Here is a 19,404-nt window from a genome sequence, read left to right as displayed (position 1 = left end):
TTGTTAAATAGGTTTTGTGATAAACAGGTCGGGAGCGATGCCTCTGCTTCTAAGCTCATTAACAGCATGCTCGCAGCCTGCGAGGTTTTTGTTTTCATATATTCCGAAAACTGTAGGGCCGCTTCCGCTCATGCGTGCGCCGAGAGCACCGTTTGAGAGCATGATCTGCCGGATGTCCTCTATGACATCGTATTTTCCTGCAGTTACGGGCTCAAGTACATTGCCGAGCCTGTCACAGATACCCTTAAGGTCCTTATTTTCAAGGGCTGTTATCATACCGTCAATGTCAGGATGTTCCTTAATAGGAGAAGCATCAAGTGTCTGATAAGCCCACGCAGTTGAAACATCAAGCTTTGGCTTTGCGATAAGAATATGGCACCCCGGCATATCTGCGATGGGAGTCAGCTTTTCTCCGATGCCTTCAGAGAGCGCGGTGCCGCCCTTTATGCAGTAGGGAATGTCTGCGCCAAGCTTTACGCCAAGCTCGCACATATCATCTTTTGACATGCCCAGATTCCACAGCTCATTTAAAGCCTTATAGGTAGCAGCGGCGTCGGTACTTCCGCCTGCCATCCCTGCGGCCATGGGAATATTTTTAGTAAGAGATATGGTCACGCCCTCTTTTATCCCGAATTTAGTCCTTAGCTGATCTGCAACCTTCCATATAAGATTATGGTGATCTGTGGGAATCCTTGCATTACTTGAGTTTATAACTATTTCTTCATCATCTCTTTTAGAGAAGCTTAGTTCATCGTACAAATCGATGCTCTGCATGATCATTTTAACAATGTGATAGCCATTGTCTTCTCTTCCCAGAACATCAAGACCTAAATTGATTTTAGCGTAAGCTTTTAATGTAATCATTTTTATACCTTTCTTTGAGCGGGACTTTTAAGCGAATGAATAAGGCAGATTTCATCATAAATAATCATCCGTCCCGTGTCACTTTATAAATATATAATATTTCATTGTTTTTGTGAAAAAATATGGGTAAAGTTTATACTTTTTTAATTGAAAAATGAAGAGTATTTTCCTAAAGTGAAATTGAAATATGACGATAAAAAAGATGAGAAGTATTGTCTGTATGTGGAAGTTGTGAAGTTTTAGAAACTACAGATTGCACGTACATGTCGTATCGGCGTCAGATTATTTGGCGTAGAAAAGGAGTTCTATATGGGCGTAAATGGAATTACAGGTGTAGACCAGTCCACTTATTATGAGCCGACGGCTGTAAAAAGCGAAGAAACTGCAAAGACAGAGAATGTAAAACCTGAGAAAAACGATAACACTGCGGCTGCAGTTTATGAAAAGTCGGACGTAAAGGCTGAGAGTTCTACAAGTAAGATCTACAAAAAGAACGAACAGGTCGTCAATATGCTCAAAGCTGACCTTGAAAACAGACAGAATCAGCTAAGAGACATAGTTACCAAGATGATGCAGGGACAGGGCAATGCCATCGGAAAAGCTGATGACATGTGGAAGTTCCTCGCAAAGGGCGACTTCACAGTTGATGAAGCGACCAGGAAACAGGCACAGGAAGACATCTCAGAGGACGGATACTGGGGCGTAAAACAGACATCCCAGAGAATTCTTGATTTTGCCAATGCACTTACAGGAGGCGATCCTCAGTACATCGATAAAATGAAGGATGCCTTTGAAAAGGGATTTAAGGAAGCCACCAAAGCGTGGGGCAAAGAGCTTCCCGAGATATCAAAGCAAACTTATGACGCAGTCATGAAGGGCTTTGAAGAAATGAAAAACAAGCAGAGCGAGGAGACCGGCGAAGTAGAGGCATAACTTAAGGGACTTATTTCCGCTTATAAGAAAAAGGACTAAAAAACAGGCTGTAAGAAAATTTGATTCTTACAGCCTGCTATTTTTATTCGCCTAATGTATTTACTTTAAGGGCTTTGCTCCTGCTTTTTCCTGAGCCTTTGAAATGAGGTTTTTCCAGAAGCCCTTCTTTTCAGGAGTTACGGTCTTGGTTCCGCGAAGACCCTTTACTGATGTTACGTAGATACCGCTCACATCTGCCTTAACTTCCTTCTTTACAGGAACTTCATCGAAGATCTTTTCATCACATACAAGATTCATGATCTGAGGACCAACCTTAACCTTAAGGATCGGAAGCTTGGAACGTCTAAGGAGCTTTGGTGTGTTTTCCAAAACTGCCGCGGGAAGACCTGCTTCGTTTATTTTCATGCGCTTTTTATCGATGATAAGCATTGTTACGCTCTGCTTGGCTGCTTCCATCTGAGCCTGCTGCTCTTCCTGGCGCTTCTGTGCTCTCTTTCCTAAAATAGTGAGAACTACGATTCCTACAATGAGAATAGCTGAAATTACTAATAAAACAATTACTACCGGACTCAAAATATTCCTCCAAACTATCAAAACGATTATATAGATATTTGGCATTCGCCACGCGAGTATTTTATCATTCTTTCAAATGTAGGGCAACAAAATACTTTTAACAAACTTCAATCTGTGCTAGTATAAAATAGTTTATTTTTGTTAAGAAGATAAAAATTTAAAAAGTAATATATATACGAGGAGTTATTTAAAATGAAAAAAAGATTGGCAGCTATCATCGCCGCAGCATGCGTGACAGCCTCACTTGCAGGTTGTTCCGGCACATCAAAAGACGCAGCTTACATCAAGGATGTGAATTTATCCAAGCTTGTAACCCTTGGTGAATACAACGGAGTTACTGTAGAGGTTGCTTCACCCGAAGTTACAGATTCAGAGGTTGAGAGCTATCTTACATATATGCAGTCAACAATGGCAGCTTCAGTAGAAGTTACAGACAGAGCTGTTGAGAGCGGAGATACAGTAAATATCGACTACGAAGGCAAAATGGCAGACACCATGGAAGCTTTTGATGGTGGAACTGCACAGGGCTATGACCTCGTGATCGGTTCAGGACAGTTCATTGATGGATTCGAAGACGGTCTTATCGGTGCTCAGGTTGGCGAGACAAGAGACCTGAACCTCAAATTCCCCGAGAACTATGGCTCATCTGATCTTGCAGGAAAAGATGTTGTTTTCACAGTTACAGTAAACAAGATTTCAGTTAAGCCTCCGTTTGATGATGCTTATGTTGCTACACTTGGAATCGAGAACGTATCAAATATCGATCAGCTCAAAGAGTATATCAAGAATAGACTCATGGAAGAGGCTCAGTCATCTTATGATTCAGAGGTTCAGAGCAAGGTTGTTGAGGCAGTAAAGAATAACTGCATGTTCAAGAATCCTCCTCAGGCAATGATCGACAGATTTACAGAAGTTTATAATAACCAGGCAGATCAGCTTGCTTCATTCTACTCAGCAAATTACGGCACATCAATGACATCCGATTCAGTTATCAGCATGCTCATGTCACAGGATGGCTACACAGGTGAAGCTACTGAGTACATGAATCAGAAGGCTATCGAGACAGCAGAGCAGTACATAATGCTTGCAGCGATCGCTGAAAAGGAAAACATCACAGTTACAGATGAAGACCTTGATGCAGACCTTGAAGAGACAATGGCAAACATCAATTCTTCCGCAGCTGACGGATCAACATACGAGAGCCTTGATGCTTACAAAGAGACTATTGACGTAGAGAATCAGAGAGAAAGACTTCTCTCCAAGAAGGTTATCGAGTTCCTTACAGCAAATGCAAACGTAGTTGAGCCTGCTAAAGAAGAGATAACAGAAGATTCAGCAGAGGAAGCACCTGCTGAAGAGACAACAGAAGAAACAGCAGAAGAAGCTACTGCAGAGGAAACAACAGAGAAAGCAACAGAGGAGACAGCTACTGAAGAAGCAACAGAAGAGGCAGCTGATTCTTCAGAGGAAGCTTCTAAAGCAGAAGAAAATAACTAAGACGTATAAATACGGAGGCGCAAAATGGAGTTAACAGATATCAGGGAGTTATTTGAAACACCCGACAAATTTGCAGATCAAAAAGTTACAGTAGGTGGATGGATCAGAAGTATCAGAGATTCCAAGGCAATTGGATTTATTGTATTAAATGACGGTACATATTTCACACCACTCCAGATTGTTTATTCAGATCAGCTTTCAAACTTTGCTGAAGTAAGCAAATTAAATGTAGGTTCCGCTATCGTTGCAACAGGTACGATCGTAATGACACCCGGAGCAAAGCAGCCTTTTGAAATGCAGGCTGAGACAGTTGAGATTGAAGGACCTTCAACTCCTGATTTTCCGCTTCAGAAAAAGCGCCACTCACTTGAGTTTTTGAGAACAATCCCTCATCTCAGAGCAAGAACTAACACATTTGAAGCAGTATTCCGTGTTCGTTCACTTGCTGCTTACGCAATCCACTCATTCTTCCAGGAGAGAGGCTTTGTATATGTTCATACACCCCTTATCACAGGCAGTGACTGTGAGGGCGCAGGTGAGATGTTCCAGGTTACAACCATGGATCTGAACAACGTTCCCAAAACGGAGGACGGACAGGTAGATTACTCACAGGACTTCTTTGGTAAGCCCGTAAACCTTACTGTTTCAGGTCAGCTTAACGTTGAAACTTATGCTTTTGCATTTAAGAACGTATATACATTCGGACCTACATTCAGAGCAGAGAACTCCAACACAACCCGTCATGCGGCTGAGTTCTGGATGATCGAGCCTGAGATGTGTTTTGCAGATCTTAAGGATGACTGCGACACAGCAGAAGCAATGCTCAAATACGTTATCAACTATGTTCTTGAGAATGCACCTGCAGAGATGGAATTCTTCAACTCATTCGTAGATAAGGGACTTATCGACAGACTTAAGAACGTTGCAAACAGCGAGTTTGGACGCATCACTTATACAGAAGCTGTTGAGATCCTCAAGCAGCACAATGACCAGTTTGATTACAAGGTAGAATGGGGCTCAGATCTTCAGACAGAGCATGAGAGATTCCTTACAGAGCAGATCTTTAAAAAGCCTGTTTTCGTAACCGATTATCCGAAGGAAATCAAAGCATTCTACATGAAGCTCAATGACGATGGCAAGACTGTTGCTGCAGCTGACTGCCTTGTTCCTGGAATCGGTGAGATTGTCGGCGGTAGCCAGAGAGAAGACGACCTTGCTACTCTTGAAAAGAGAATGGATGAGCTTGGACTTAAGAAAGAAGACTATCAGTTCTATCTTGACCTTAGACGTTATGGTTCAGTTCGCCACGCAGGATTTGGACTTGGATTCGAGAGATGTGTTATGTACCTCACAGGTATGGGCAACATCCGCGACGTTGAGTCATTCCCCAGAACAGTCGGAAACTGCGAGCTTTAATATGATTTTTATGGGCTGTTACACTTATATGTGTAGCAGCCTTTTCATATCATATGAGGGAAATGCTTTCATAGTGATATAAAGAAGTTCTGCGAGGATTGGCACTATAAAGGGGCGATAATTTTTTGCAAACAAAATCCTATCTTGTATAATAGACATATAAGTTTTGTTGGTTTTTAATGGGGTAAAAATGAATCGATTTTTTAAATCATATAGAAAATATGTATCGGTATTGGTTGCTGCTTCGATTTTCTTAGGCACAAGTATGTCATCTTATGCGACAACAAGTGAAGAACTTAAGAAACAGCAAAAGCAGCTGGAAAAGGAGCAGAAGGCCCTCGAGAAGGAGCAGGATGCTATCGAGTCCCAGCAAAAGGAAAGTCAAAGCGGCTTAAATAATGCCAATAAAAATATCAGCGACATTCAGGGCGAGCAGCAGGAAATACAGGAAGGAATTGATGCTGCAAACGAAGAACTTGTGGGGCTTCTTACAAGTATCGACCTGATAAAAGCAGACATCGCAGATACGCAGATCAAGATCGAGGAAACTCAGGCTGAGTATGACGAAGCCAAGGCTCAGGAAGAGACTTTGTATGATGCGATGAAGAAGCGCATCAAGTTCATGTATGAAAAGGGCGAGCTCTCTTATGCGGAGCTCCTTATTCAGGCGCAGGGAATAAATGATGCATTGAATAAAGCAGGATATGTTGAATCCCTGTATGAGTATGACAGACAGAAACTCTCAGAATATGTGGCGGCAAAGGAAGCTGCACAGAAATACGGAGAAGAGCTTGAGGAAGCAAAGTCAGAGCTTGAGACTTCAAAGTATGAGCTTGAGGATGAGCAGGCCTACGTTGAGCAGGTAATAGCCAAGTACAGAAAACAATATGCCAATTTTGATGTGCAGCTTGCAAAAGCAAAGCAGGACGCAGCGGTATATACAGCGCAGCTGCAAAAACAGACGTCGCAGATAAGAGATTTACAGGCCAAGATAGATGCCAAGGAAAAAGAAGTAAAGAAGGCCAAGGATGCAGCTGATGAGGCCGCATCAAAAGAGGCTGCGGAGGCAGCAGCCAAGAAGAAAGCAGAAGAAGATGCCAAGAAACTTGCAGATGCCGGAAACAGCGACAGTACTGATACTGCTAAAAACGATTCTCAGTCTGCAAGCAGTGAAGCAAGTTCGTCTTCAAATAATTCAGGAAACTCAGCTCCTGCAGCAACAGGATCTGCCACAGGTCAGAACATAGCTAATTATGCATGTCAGTTTGTTGGGAATCCTTATGTTGCCGGCGGAACGAGCCTTACAAACGGAGCCGACTGCTCAGGATTTGTATATGCGGTTTATAAAGCATTTGGAATATCCGTTCCCAGGTCCTCATATTCTCAGGCAACCTATGGAAGGGAAGTTTCCTATGCGAATGCCCAGCCCGGAGATGTAATCTACTACGGCGGACATGTTGCCATTTACCTTGGAGGCGGCAGAATAGTTCATGCAAGTACTGCAAGGACCGGAATAAAGTATGAGAATGCAACCTACAGGACAATACTTACGATCAGAAGATTTGTATGATCTTTTTTGATGAGAAATGATTTCCTGTTTTTATGGGGAAAACAGGGATCGTTGAATTTTGATACTACAAGGAAGACAGGAGAAAGATTTTGGAATGGAATAAACTCCTCTGCGGAGACAGAATAAGACCAATTGCAAAAAGAGAAGGCTCCAATGATCTAAGAAGTGAGTTTGAGAAGGACTACCACAGGATCATAGGAAGCGCCTCTTTTAGAAGACTTCAGGATAAAACGCAGGTTTTCCCGCTTGATCAGTCGGACTTTGTGAGAACAAGACTTACACATTCGCTTGAGGTTTCATCTTTTTGTAAGTCACTTGGTCAGAACATAGCAAGGAAGATTTTAACTGAGATTGGGGACGAGTCATTTGACATTTCATATCAGCAGGATATCTGCGACATCCTGCAGTGTGCCGGACTTCTTCACGATATCGGCAATCCGCCTTTTGGACACTTTGGAGAGACGGTGATAAGAGAGTGGTTCAGGGAAAATCTCCCTAAGCTTAAGGTTCTTAGATTTTCCGGAAATAATAGAGATGGTCATAATGCAGAAGACGGAGTAAGCCTTGATGAAGTGCTTAGCCCTCAGATGCAGAATGACTTTTACAATTTTGAAGGTAACACTCAGGCACTTCGAGTAGTCACAAAGCTCCACTATCTTGTGGACGAGCATGGAATGAACCTGACCAAGGCTCTCCTTGCAACCATAATCAAGTACCCTGTTTCATCCATGGATATAGACAAAAAGAGCGATGATATCTGCAGACACAAGATGGGCTACTACTATGCTGATCGTGACATTTTTAATGATATCGAAGAGTCCTGCGGACTAAACGGAAGACGTCACCCGCTTACGTATATTCTGGAAGCAGCTGATGACATAGCATACAGGACAGCGGACATAGAAGATGCCTACAAGAAGGGTTGTCTTAGCTTCGATACTCTTGTCAGGGAGCTTGAAAAAAGAGTTTACGAGGATCAGTCAGATGTAGTCTACAGGCAGCTCATCGACACCTTGAAATACAGATACGGCAAAGGAATAGAAAAGGGTGTTCACGACCCCGGAGCATACGCAGTTCAGAACTGGATAATTGCCGTTCAGGGAAAACTTATTTATCTTGCGACAAACAGCTTTGCTAATAACTATAAAGAAATAATGGATGGATCCTTTGGAAGTGAGCTTTTAGAAGGAACAGAAGGAAAACATATTGTAGATGCTCTTGGAGATATCGCGATCAAATATGCTTTTAATGCGGAACCTATTTTGAAGATCGAAGTAAGTGCAGATATGATCCTTACTTTTTTGCTTGACAGGATGGTGCCTGCAGCGATCCATTATGACACCGGGGAGAAGCTTCGCCCTATAGACTCGAGGATGATTTCTTTCATATCAGATAACTATAAGACCATTTATCACATTTATTCTGAAGGAAAAAGCGAAGAAGAAAAGCTATATCTAAGGCTCCTTCTTGTGACAGACTATATTTGCGGAATGACTGACAGTTATGCCAAGAGGCTTTATCAGGAATTAAATGGACTAATGTGAAAAAAGGTAGTGGCAAAACCACTTTTATCTGTTATATTATGTTGATAGTTTTATTTTAAGTTTCAGGAAAGAGGAATGTATGGCTAGAGAAATGGTAGTAGTACTGGACTTCGGCGGGCAGTATAAGCAGCTGATAGCCAGAAGAGTTCGCGAATGCAACGTTTATTGCGAAATTCATCCCTATAACATAGGCCTTGATAAGATTCGCGAGATGAACCCCAAGGGAATCATCCTGACCGGCGGCCCTAACAGCGTATACGGCGACAAGGCTGTTGTTTGCGACAAGGCGCTTTATGACCTGGGTATACCGGTTATGGGAATTTGCTACGGAGCACAGCTTACCGCATTTTTAAACGGCGGTGATGTTAAGACTGCTCCTGTAAGTGAGTATGGAAAGACCGAGACATTCTTGGATACTTCTTCCAGGCTTTTTGCAGGCTTTGAAGAAAATGAAGAGGGTATTCCCGTACGCTACACGGATGGCAATTTTGATCTTGGAAGAAGCAAAGGCGCAGAAAACGGTGGAAGTTCAGAAACAGGCGCTGAGGCAGTTGTTACTACATGGATGAGCCATACCGATTATATTGCAAAGGTTCCGGAAGGTTTTAAGATCACAGCAAATACAGCAAACTGTCCTGTTGCAGCGATGGAAAATGCAGACAGAAAGATTTATGCTGTTCAGTTCCATCCTGAGGTTATGCATACTGAGTGCGGAACAATGATGCTCAGGAACTTTGTCATGAATATCTGCGGCTGCGCAGGCGACTGGAAGATGTCGGATTTCGTTGAAAGAAGTATCGAAGAAATCCGCGCCAAGGTAGGAAATGGCCGTGCACTCTGTGCTCTTTCAGGCGGTGTTGACTCATCAGTTGCTGCAGTACTTATGAGCAAGGCTATCGGAAAGCAGCTCACATGCGTATTTGTAGACCATGGCCTTTTGAGAAAGAACGAAGGTGATGAGGTTGAAGCAGTATTTGGTCCAAATGGTGACTACGACCTCAACTTCATCAGAGTAAATGCTCAGGACAGATTTTACGAAGCACTTAAAGGTGTAGAAGAACCTGAGAAGAAGAGAAAGATCATAGGTGAGATGTTCATCCGCGTATTTGAGGAAGAGGCCAAGAAGATAGGTGCAGTTGACTTCCTTGTACAGGGAACAATCTATCCCGATGTAGTAGAAAGCGGCATTGGAGAAGGCGCAGTGATCAAGTCACACCACAATGTTGGAGGACTCCCTGACTATGTTGATTTCAAAGAAATCATTGAGCCTCTTCGCATGCTGTTTAAAGACGAAGTAAGAGCATCAGGACTTGAACTGGGAATCCCGGAGCACCTTGTTTTCAGACAGCCTTTCCCCGGTCCCGGACTTGGAATCAGAATCATCGGAGAGGTTACTGCCGATAAGGTTCGCATTGTTCAGGATGCAGACGCAATATACCGTGAGGAGATTGCAAAGGCAGCAGATGCATGGAGACAGGAGCACAAGGATGATAAGAAATCATCAACAGGCTTTGATTCAGCAATAGCCAGGATGCATGGAGTAAATCCCCCGTGGCTTCCTGCCCAGTACTTCGCAGCACTCACAAACATGCGCTCCGTAGGCGTTATGGGTGACTTTAGAACCTACGACTATGCCGTAGCACTTCGCGCAGTAAACACTTCTGACTTCATGACAGCAGACGCAACTAACCTACCCTGGGAGGTTCTCCAGACAGTCATGACAAGAATCATCAATGAAGTAAAGGGCGTAAACAGAGTAATGTACGACCTCACCAGCAAACCCCCGGGAACGATCGAGATGGAGTAATATTTCCGAGTATATTTAGTGAATGCTACACCCCGGAAGTTGTATGAAACTGCAGCTTCCGGGGTGTTTCTTGCTTTTTTGATTATTTTGAGTTATAGTCTTTTAGGTTTCTAACTTCTAAGTTTTTCTTTTTTGTGGCATGTATTATCCGGCCACTCAGAATCCATTATAATATGACACTCGATTAATGCAATCATGAGGCTGGGAGTGTCGTTTTTAGGATGCTTTACGTGTTTGGAGGGATGCTCTGAGGCGTCTTGACACTTGCAGAAGGATATAGAGTGGAATGGAGTGTTGAATTTCCCAAGAAATAAAGAGAAAAAGTGATTTTAGACACTCGTATAAGTATTAGAGAAATATTCGAGTGTCGAAAGAAAGCGTGTGATGCCCCAAAAGACACTTCTGACAAGATCACAAGTTATTTGGAGTGTTATCAAAGAAAGGCTGAAATTAAATAAAAAGCAATAATAAATGTAATTAGGAGGAAAAGGCAATACAAGACTATTCAAATGAATTGAAGCAGCAGATCAAATGGCTTGATCAGCTTATAACCGCAACAAGGAAATCTCTAAATGCTATAAAAGTTAGTGACGACAGACCGGTCAGAAGCTCAAAGAGAAAGAATGGATATCAATACTATTTACAGAAAGATGACGGTAAGCTGGAATATGTTAAAGAAAAGGATATTTATAAGGTAAAGCGTATTGTTCAAAGAGACTACTACGCTGCGCTATTGGATAATTTGTTGACAGTGCGATGCCGTATTGAAAGGTTTACAAAAATATATGATATTGGTTCTATTGCAAGAGTTTATGATGACTTAAGCGAAGCCAGACACGCGTTGTTAAAGATTAATCTGTTTGATAAGATGGGAATTGAAGTGGGAAAAGAGTTGGTTATTTCTATGGAATCCGATGAAATACCGCTGAACATTAAGCAAATAGAAAAGAAGATAAAGGAGTATTTGTTATAATTCATGATGGATAATAAGGCATTTGACTCAAAAAGAATAGCGCATGGCTATGCCAAGAGACCCTGGCTCCATAAGTCAGTGATAGAGCAGCTCAAGAAAGATTTAAGACTTCCTGAGGATTATATGTTCAAAAATGGTCTTGACGTGGGTTGCGGAGCAGGGCTTTCAACCAAGGCACTGAGGCTCATATGCGATAAGGTGACAGGAACAGATATAGCAGAATCGATGGTTGAAGTATGCGATGAGATTTATGGCACAGACAAGTCATACTCTTTTTATGCTGCTAAGGCGGAAGAAACAAGGATCCCGGATGAAAAATACGATATTGTAACGGCAGCAGGATGCATCAACTGGGTTGATGAAAAGAAGTTTATGAAGAATATGGCTGAAATTCTGGATGATAATGGGCTTGTTGTAATCTATGATTTTGGGATTACAGACAGAATGCTGGAAAATGATGTCTATACCGAATGGTACCGGGATGAGTATCTGAGCAGATTTCCTAAGCCGCCAAGAAAAGAAAACAAGTGGACTCAGGCTGACCTGATTGAAGGCTTTGTCATGGAAAAGCAGACAGAATATGACATGGAGTACCATTTTACCCTTGATAAGTTCGTGGATTTTATGTTGATCCAATCCAATGTTAATGCCCTGATAGAGAGCGGAAGGGCTTGTGCTGATGAGATAAGGAAATGGATGATGGAATATTTGACAGCGGTTTTCGACGGGCGAGAAAGAGAGTTAGTATTCTATGGGTACAGCTGGTATATAAGAAAAGAATATCGAAAAGACGCATGAAATGGCTGTTCTTTCTGGGATAGCTTGATAATTCCTAAAAATATAGGTGAAAAGACGGCTTACGTGACCATTGGCTTTTTTGAGCTGATACTCGCGTAGTGACAAGTATGATAATAATGGCATCTACGTGAGAGATTGCTCTAAACTATTGTGGTTCACGTAGAAACAGGCATTTTTGGGAAAAAATACCTGAGGAGAGCTCTGATAACAGGGGTATATCACGTAGAGTGCCAGAATAGAAAAGATGCAAACTTCCAAACATGACCGGCGTGTCAGAAAATCGTATATCCATTGCTAAATGCCCCCCTCTTAACATAGATATTTGCTAAATCCCTCTTAACATAAATAGAGCCTTGATGTAGAGAATTGCTGTATCTGCTATAATTGACGTTGAGTTTAGGATGAAAAAAGTCAGTCCGGCATAGTAGACATAGGAGTTAGGATTTAAAAAAGTGCATACAGAAAAAGTCGGTGCCGGAGAATATATAGAAAAGGACGATTTGATGAATAACAGATACAGTGTAATATTTGATATGGATGGCGTTATCTTCGACTCCGAGAGGGCATGCCTTGATACATGGACAGAGGCAGCTGCCGGCTATGGATTGTCTAATGTGCGCGAAGTATTCGACAGATGCATAGGGACTAATAATAATCAGACAAGACAGATAGTTGAAGATGCCTACGCAAAAGAATATGGCGAGGGCATCGCAGATAAGCTTCTCTCTGAGAGCAGCAGACTATTCCATGAAAAATATGATGGCGGCAGGCTCCCTGTAAAAAAAGGCGTGAAAGAGATCCTCGAGTACCTGAAGGCAGAAAATGTAAGATGCGCCGTTGCATCATCCACAAGAAAAGCAGTTGTGGAGGCAGAACTTCGCGATGCTGATCTAATAGATTATTTTGAAGAAATTGTAGGCGGGGATTCGGTCAAGGTATCAAAGCCTGACCCGGAGATATATCTGATTGCCTGCGATAAGCTAAAAACAGATCCCAAATATGCTTTTGCAATCGAAGATTCCTACAACGGTATCAGGTCTGCTCATGCAGCGGGGATGAAGCCGATCATGGTACCTGATATGATACCCGCAGATGATGAGATGCGAGAGCTTGCAGACACGGTCTGCGAGAGCCTCCTTGATGTTATAGACTATCTGAGGGATATCACGGAATGAAAAAAGCAATATACTATCTGAGGAATATCACAGAATGAAAAAGCAATATACTATCTGAGGAATATCTCAGAATAAAAAAGCAACAGACAACCTAAGAGATACCACAGAATAAAATGTAAAACGGATGAACATCGGACAGATGCAACAGACAACCAAAATAAAGACATCAATCCGATCAACACAATACAGGAAGGAGCCGAAAAATGGCAAAAGAAGTATGGCAGCCCGGAAATATGCTCTACCCGATACCTGCAGTTATGGTCAGCTGTCAGAGAAAAGGGGAGAAGCCAAACATAGTAACAGTAGCGTGGGCAGGAAATATTTGCAGTTCTCCTGCGATGCTTTCGATTTCAGTTAGAAAAGAGAGATACTCATACGACATAATAAAGGAAAGCGGGGAGTTTGTAGTAAACCTTACAAACAACGCCCTAGCAAGAGCAACAGACTGGTGCGGTGTAAGGTCGGGAAGAGACTATGATAAATTTAAGGAGATGAGACTCACTCCTCAAAAGTCCCAGAAAATAGACGCGCCCGGAATTGAGGAGAGCCCTGTAAACATTGAGTGCAAAGTTAAGCAGATAGTAGAACTCGGCTCACACGATATGTTTATAGCTGAAGTCGTATGCGTGACTGTGGACGAGAGATTCCTTGATGAAAAGGGAAGATTTGACTTAAAGAAAGCAGATCTTGTCGCATATTCTCACGGAGAGTATTTTGCGCTTGGTAAGAAGCTTGGAAAATTCGGATACAGCGTAGCCAAGAAGAACGCATCCTCAAAGAAGGGAAAACCCGCCAAGAAAAAAGCCTCAAAAACCATAAAGGAAAATAAAGCAAACCCCGCCAAGACAAACACCGCAAAACCTACAAAAGACAAGAAGCCCAAAAGAAACAAGAAAAAATAATATAAGCTGAAAAAAGACTGCCATGTGTAACAAGTGGCAGTCTTTTTAATGCACCATTGTGCTTCATTTTTTAGTTGTAATTTCAATCTGAAATCCCGGTTAAGTATTCCGGTTAAAATTTAAGACTTAATTAGAAATTAGCCTTATACTTTCCGTACTTAACTTCCTTAGCGCCGCGCTTTGTAGCATAAGAAGCATACTTCTTAGCAACTGACTTTGAAGGAGCATAAACTGTTACGCCTGTTGTGCCCTTGAAGCAGTTTGTCTTGAATGAAGCCTTCTTAATAGTCTTGTTCTTGATAGCAACAGTCTTAAGTGACTCGCAGCCCTTGAATGCGTTCTTATTGATAACCTTTACTGCAGGAGTACCGATGATAACAGTCTTTAAGTCCTCACAATCTTTGAAGCAGTTAAGCGGGATGTTTGAAATCTTGCTTGATTCGCTGATCTTTACATAAGTAAGATCATCATTGCCGCTGAATGCACCGTTATTTATAGATGTGCAAGAAAGAGTTTCACCGTCATACTGAGGGTTAGCGAAGATAGTGATCTTCTCAGCATCCTTCTCAGCGCCGATAACTTTGCAGATAGCAGGATTTTTACCCTTAGCCAGCTTTGTTACCTGGTATTTTACCTTCTCATAGGTGAAAGTCTCACCGTTGTTGAATGCAAGAGCTTTGGTCTTTACACCAAGTACCATTGCAAACGCGATTGCAAAACCTGTAACTAATAATCCAATTTTCTTTCCGTTCCTCATAAAAACTCCTTTCCATTGAGTAATAATATTTTAGACTTAATCAGTATAACATGATTTCTGTAAATAAGCGATATTTCGTTGTAATTAATAATTTTTTTCACTAAATAGATGAAAATATAGACATTATATTACATCAATGAAAAGTTATACAAAAATTAATCTGTGCATTTTTCATAAGATTTAAGGAGAGATTTACGGCATAAACTTTATCAAAAACACCGGCATAGAGCATTTAAAACCGATGCGCCTATAAACGAGGATTACCTAAATCCTGACCCGGATTCCCAGTTTTTCGTGCATGATCTTTTTATTCTCATACATCCTGTTATCCGCAAGAAGATATACGGAATGAGAGTCGCCGCTTGGAACCTCGTGGCGGAAGGCATATCCCGCTGCGACGCTCCTTTTGTAGACAGGATAGAGGACATTTTTTACTTCGAGGGCATCCTTAAGACGGGCAAGGATCGCCTCCGCATCTCCGATATTTTCCTTGATAAGAACTGCTACAAACTCGTCGCCGCCGATTCTCGCAATGAAGCCTTTATTTTCAAAACATTGAAGCAGCACGGTGGAAAAATCCTTAAGATAATTATCTCCCGCAACATGACCGTCATTGTCATTTATCTGCTTAAGCCCGTTCAGGTCGAGACTTATGATACAGTAGTCCTCACCTGTTTTTTCAAGGTCTGACATATACTTATCATAGCGCGAGCGGTTCGGAAGATTCGTAAGACCATCCGCGTAGGCGAGCCTTGTCAGGGAAGCGAACTCTCTTCGCCTTGCATAAGATTCCGAAACATAAATAAAGTAATTGATAAGCGTTGCGAACAAGAATACGAGAGAGCCCATAGGCACTGATTTTTTCAGGTAATCCGACTGTGAAACAATCCCGACAGAAGAAAATACGAAAAGCCCAAAATGAATCAGGAAAGAAACAGCCAGACATAAAAGTCCAAGCAGCTGGATCTTTTCAGAGGGTGATAACTTTTTCTGCTCTACGTCCCTGCCTATTACTAAAAGTAAAAAGAAAAAACACACCAGGGCAAGGCACTGATAATATATCAGAGTACTGTTAACATGGGCAATACCGGTTACATGGAGCGCCACAATGAAAATGCAAATGATCACGCTTGTCAGCGTAACCACCTGGAAAATCCAATCGCTGTAATGCTTGTTGATGCAGCCAATGATCATGTACATCAGAGGAACCATAAGATATAGCGAGAAATACTCGATCTCAGTATAGTGTCCCTTTGCATAGATAAATAATTGCCAGAGCCTGTAATAAGCCATGATCCAGACTCCAAGGTCGATAAACAAAAGCGACGTAAATAACTGCGAGAGAATATCCGGAAGAGTTCTGTAAAACGAAAGCGTTATGATAAGGAAAGCAGCGCCGAAAATAATGAGAAGTACAGATACTCCGAGCGGGAACAGATTTGAATAAATATATTGCGCTTTTACGTCATGAAAGCTTCCGAAAACAGGAGCATCAAAATAGTTATAGGCTTTGTCCTCGTTGACAAAGAGCCTTATGGTGATGATACCCTCGTTGGCCTCGTAGGGCAGAGTAATAAAATTGTTCTTGACGCCAATGTACCTGTTTTCTTTATAATCCTCGATATATTCAGACAAAATCCGGGTATCGTTAAAATAAACTTCGTACGCACTATAGCGGGATAAAAACAAAAGGGAGGGGAAAGTGAGATCTTTAATCCCCGATATCTTGGTGCTCATCTCGATAACGTCACCTTTTTCTGCGGGATGCCCTATCCTTTTTCTAAGACCTGAGAGCGATACGTCTTCATAAGTCTCCCCGTTATATACAACAGTCCAGCCATCATTAAGGCGCTGGATGGATTTAGGATTAACAGGCGCAAAAAGATCATCACATATTGCAATCAATATGAGGAACGTAATAAATGCTATTGTCAAAAAGGCGGCTGCTTTTTTCATTCTTTCTTCTTGCCTCCTTTACCTGTTACCGATTCAAACAGATCGCTCATAAACCTGTTCATTTTGATCTTATGATGCTCTTCTTTTACCACATACATGCGCTCGTCGGCCAGCATAAAAACGTCCTCAGCCTTGTGGGACTTGGTCTCTTCGCTTGAAGCATAGCCGTAGGAAGTCGAGATATTTATGACCTTATCATTCTGGTTAAAAGCGGCTATTTTCTCTTCCATATTTTGGAGCATTATTTCGCACGTATCCTCCGACGGGTTTTCAACGACAACCATAAACTCGTCACCGCCTGTACGCCCGATAAGTGCAGCACCTGCAAAAGCATGCTTTAAAATCTCAGCAAAAGCTTTGATCATGCGGTCACCCTCAATGTGACCAAGGGTATCGTTTACGGTTTTCAGATTGTCGAGATCGAGGCTTATCACGGCATATTTTCCGGAAATCTGCGCCATGTACTGCATGCACTTTGCGCGGTTCATAAGACCTGTCAGCGCATCCGTATAGGCAAGGCCTTCTAGATGCTCTCTCGTCCGCACGTCATTTATATGCTCAATTCCGTGGAAGAAATAGTACACAAAAAGACACATAACAAAGCACAAAGCACCTATGCATACAAAATTTATGTCGCTGTATACTTCGCCTCCTGCTTCAAAGCGGCGGAAAAAGTTGTATTTAAGTATGTCGCCAACCGCAGTTGTAATAAAGATAATCAGCCCAAGAAGCAGGATAGAGTCGGACGTCATCCCGGTAAAGCCCAGCTCCTCATGGAACTGCTTGTATTTTTTTATCATATTTTTTACAAGCTTAGGTATAGTGATGATAGCCTCGGTGATCGCGATCACGTGAAGCGTAGTAACAAATTTATTTATATGAACTATATTTAATAGATGAAGTGCGAAAGTAATTATTGGAAATGCTGTATTTATCGTAAGCATAACCTTTTCAACCCTTGAGTTCAGCTCAGGGTGAGATGTTACAAGGAATGCGATAATAGAGAGCGGGATGGAGTAGAGGGTGACATATTCAAGAACCGTAAAAAACCCGTCTCTGTTAGCAAAGAAATTGTAGATATCAGCGTATGAGAGGCAGTATCCGCCAAAAAATACTGAAATAAACGAACTGAATAAAAGAGATAAGTCTCTTCCGTGGTAAATGTACAGATATGATGAAAGCGTGAATATTACAAGCGCAAACATGCAAAGGAAAACACCGATAAACATAGTCAGCCTGTTCTTCTGAACAAAGAATCTCTCGATCTCATGCCTGTTGCCGTAATAAATAGGCGATATCCCTGAAAAGGCATTGTCTTCTGCTATGACAAAAGTAATCTCTACTTTTCTTCCATGGGATGCAGCTGTTTTGTAGATTGGAACAAAGTTGTAGTGCTTGGGGATCATCAGACCTTTTTCAAAATAGTCCTGCCCGTATTCATAGACAAGCTTTTCATCGATTTTAACAGATACTGTAGAAAGGAGGCTTCTAAACATAAGAGCGCCGGACGGAACGGGCTCTTTGGGTAAATAAGTCGAGAGTACAAGCGTATCACCTTTTTTCAGGTGGCCAAGATTGATGTCGCTAAGTCTTGGCCCTTCCGTCTCCAAATCACCGCATTTAACAGACCAGTTGCTATCTAGCTGGGCAAAATAAAAGTCGTGTGGAGTTGTAAGGTAGGAGCTGCCAAACAGGATCATTATGATAGGGATGATAATGATCACGATAGGCAGCAGCCATACATTGATACGCATGTACTCTCGAAGTTTCATTAAAAATGTCCTCCGGTGCCTCCGTGTGATGTTCCGGATGAGCTGGTGTGCGTAGTTGAACCGCCGGAGCTTTCGTGCTCTATTTTAGTTCTTGTTACATGGTGGTGCAGGAACTGATCTTTTCTATTTGTAAGCTTAAGTTCCTGCGTCGTATAGGCGCTTGCACCCTTTGCAGGAGCAACGCTTCTAAGCTGACCTACAAAGAAAAGAAGCGGAATAAGTGCTAGAATCAGTCCCGCTACAACAGCTATGAAAAAATGCCCTGCGTTGAAACCGATCTGGAAAAACTCACCGGTCATCACCTTATCGCAATCAGTGATAAAGGTATCAAAGCATCCGTAATAGTCACCGTCCTTTAAATAAGAAAGGCAATCATTGCCGATCTCTTCAAGCGTGTAGTCGTCAAACTTCTCAATAGTCGCACTTCCTGTCGTCTCGATCTGCCATGCGCGAGATCCCATATCTACGATAAAGATAAGACCCTCGTGGTTTTCGCCGTAGCCAAATCCCTTGTAGTCATAGAAATCATCTGCATATTCCTCGGCCGTTCTATTCCCCAGATCATTTACCGTAAGGATGACGATAGCCGTCTGATAATTGCTCTCAAAAGTCAGTATCTTTCCGTCAAGGTCTACGAGCTGATCCTCCGTAAGAAGTCCCGCATCGTCGGTGATAGGATAATTTGATCCGTCTTCGTAGTACCATTGGTCAATAAGACCTTCATCGCCTGCAAGAGCCTTCAAAGGGACAAGGCAGATAAGCATCAGTAATAAACATATCTGCAGGACCAGGGACATCACAACTGCCCTGCAAGATGTTTTATTTTGTAATGACTTCATATATATATTCCTTATATTTAGTTTTGAT

16 protein-coding genes are annotated in these 19,404 nt (G+C 42.1%); 10 read left to right on the top strand and 6 right to left on the bottom strand.

What is annotated here, in order from left to right:
• Positions 1–3: 3 nt before the first annotated feature.
• Positions 4–864 (bottom strand): 4-(cytidine 5'-diphospho)-2-C-methyl-D-erythritol kinase, encoded by an 861-nt coding sequence (ispE, locus tag T543_RS02355; RefSeq protein WP_035765294.1) that lies wholly within the window; start codon positions 862–864, stop codon positions 4–6.
• 309 nt (positions 865–1,173) lie between these two features.
• On the opposite strand from ispE, the gene T543_RS02350 reads away from it, so the two are divergent.
• Positions 1,174–1,797, top strand: coding sequence for a hypothetical protein (locus tag T543_RS02350; protein ID WP_035765292.1), 624 nt, complete (start codon positions 1,174–1,176; stop codon positions 1,795–1,797).
• Between the two features lie 99 nt (positions 1,798–1,896).
• Here T543_RS02350 and T543_RS02345 read toward each other — a convergent pair whose 3' ends face one another.
• On the bottom strand, positions 1,897–2,370 hold the full coding sequence (locus T543_RS02345) for a hypothetical protein (protein WP_035765290.1): 474 nt from the start codon (positions 2,368–2,370) through the stop codon (positions 1,897–1,899).
• Between the two features lie 192 nt (positions 2,371–2,562).
• Here T543_RS02345 and tig point away from each other — a divergent pair, with 192 nt between their 5' ends.
• The 9 genes from tig to T543_RS02300 all read left to right on the top strand — a co-directional run bounded on the left by tig (position 2,563) and on the right by T543_RS02300 (position 14,052).
• Positions 2,563–3,867, top strand: coding sequence for a trigger factor (gene tig, locus T543_RS02340; RefSeq protein ID WP_035765287.1), 1,305 nt, complete (start codon positions 2,563–2,565; stop codon positions 3,865–3,867).
• A gap of 24 nt (positions 3,868–3,891) precedes the next feature.
• Entirely contained in the window at positions 3,892–5,283 is a 1,392-nt protein-coding gene (asnS, locus tag T543_RS02335) for an asparagine--tRNA ligase (protein WP_035765285.1), read from the top strand.
• A gap of 190 nt (positions 5,284–5,473) precedes the next feature.
• On the top strand, positions 5,474–6,853 hold the full coding sequence (locus tag T543_RS02330) for a C40 family peptidase (RefSeq protein WP_035765283.1): 1,380 nt from the start codon (positions 5,474–5,476) through the stop codon (positions 6,851–6,853).
• 89 nt (positions 6,854–6,942) lie between these two features.
• Positions 6,943–8,397 (top strand): deoxyguanosinetriphosphate triphosphohydrolase, encoded by a 1,455-nt coding sequence (locus tag T543_RS02325; RefSeq protein WP_035765280.1) that lies wholly within the window; start codon positions 6,943–6,945, stop codon positions 8,395–8,397.
• A gap of 79 nt (positions 8,398–8,476) precedes the next feature.
• A complete protein-coding gene (gene guaA / locus T543_RS02320; protein WP_035765277.1) occupies positions 8,477–10,204 on the top strand; it encodes a glutamine-hydrolyzing GMP synthase in 1,728 nt (575 codons plus the stop codon).
• Between the two features lie 514 nt (positions 10,205–10,718).
• Entirely contained in the window at positions 10,719–11,177 is a 459-nt protein-coding gene (locus T543_RS02315; protein WP_035765274.1) for a hypothetical protein, read from the top strand.
• A 3-nt stretch (positions 11,178–11,180) separates the two neighbouring features.
• Positions 11,181–11,975, top strand: a complete 795-nt coding sequence (locus tag T543_RS02310; protein ID WP_035765271.1) for a class I SAM-dependent methyltransferase — start codon at positions 11,181–11,183, stop codon at positions 11,973–11,975.
• A 452-nt stretch (positions 11,976–12,427) separates the two neighbouring features.
• Positions 12,428–13,150 carry an HAD family hydrolase gene (locus T543_RS02305; RefSeq protein WP_242839444.1) on the top strand — a complete coding sequence of 241 codons (723 nt, stop codon included), beginning with the start codon at positions 12,428–12,430 and terminating at the stop codon, positions 13,148–13,150.
• A gap of 203 nt (positions 13,151–13,353) precedes the next feature.
• Entirely contained in the window at positions 13,354–14,052 is a 699-nt protein-coding gene (locus tag T543_RS02300) for a flavin reductase family protein (protein WP_081829894.1), read from the top strand.
• A 130-nt stretch (positions 14,053–14,182) separates the two neighbouring features.
• On the opposite strand, the gene T543_RS02295 is transcribed toward T543_RS02300, so the two are convergent.
• From T543_RS02295 to T543_RS02280, 4 genes are all read right to left on the bottom strand, one after another.
• Complete coding sequence (locus tag T543_RS02295; protein ID WP_035765268.1) at positions 14,183–14,809, bottom strand: leucine-rich repeat protein; 627 nt, start codon at positions 14,807–14,809, stop codon at positions 14,183–14,185.
• A gap of 264 nt (positions 14,810–15,073) precedes the next feature.
• On the bottom strand, positions 15,074–16,765 hold the full coding sequence (locus T543_RS02290) for a GGDEF domain-containing protein (protein WP_035765265.1): 1,692 nt from the start codon (positions 16,763–16,765) through the stop codon (positions 15,074–15,076).
• Entirely contained in the window at positions 16,762–18,537 is a 1,776-nt protein-coding gene (locus T543_RS02285) for a GGDEF domain-containing protein (protein ID WP_035765262.1), read from the bottom strand. Before T543_RS02285 ends, T543_RS02290 begins: the two co-directional genes overlap by 4 nt.
• Positions 18,537–19,376, bottom strand: coding sequence for a TPM domain-containing protein (locus T543_RS02280; RefSeq protein WP_197023913.1), 840 nt, complete (start codon positions 19,374–19,376; stop codon positions 18,537–18,539). Before T543_RS02280 ends, T543_RS02285 begins: the two co-directional genes overlap by 1 nt.
• Between the last annotated feature and the right edge of the window lie 28 nt (positions 19,377–19,404).

Source organism: Butyrivibrio sp. NC2002, assembly GCF_000702265.1.
Taxonomy (GTDB): Bacteria; Bacillota; Clostridia; order Lachnospirales; family Lachnospiraceae; genus Butyrivibrio.
The sequence above is the reverse complement of the archived record's forward strand: the minus strand, read 5'-3'. Positions and strand labels throughout refer to the sequence as shown.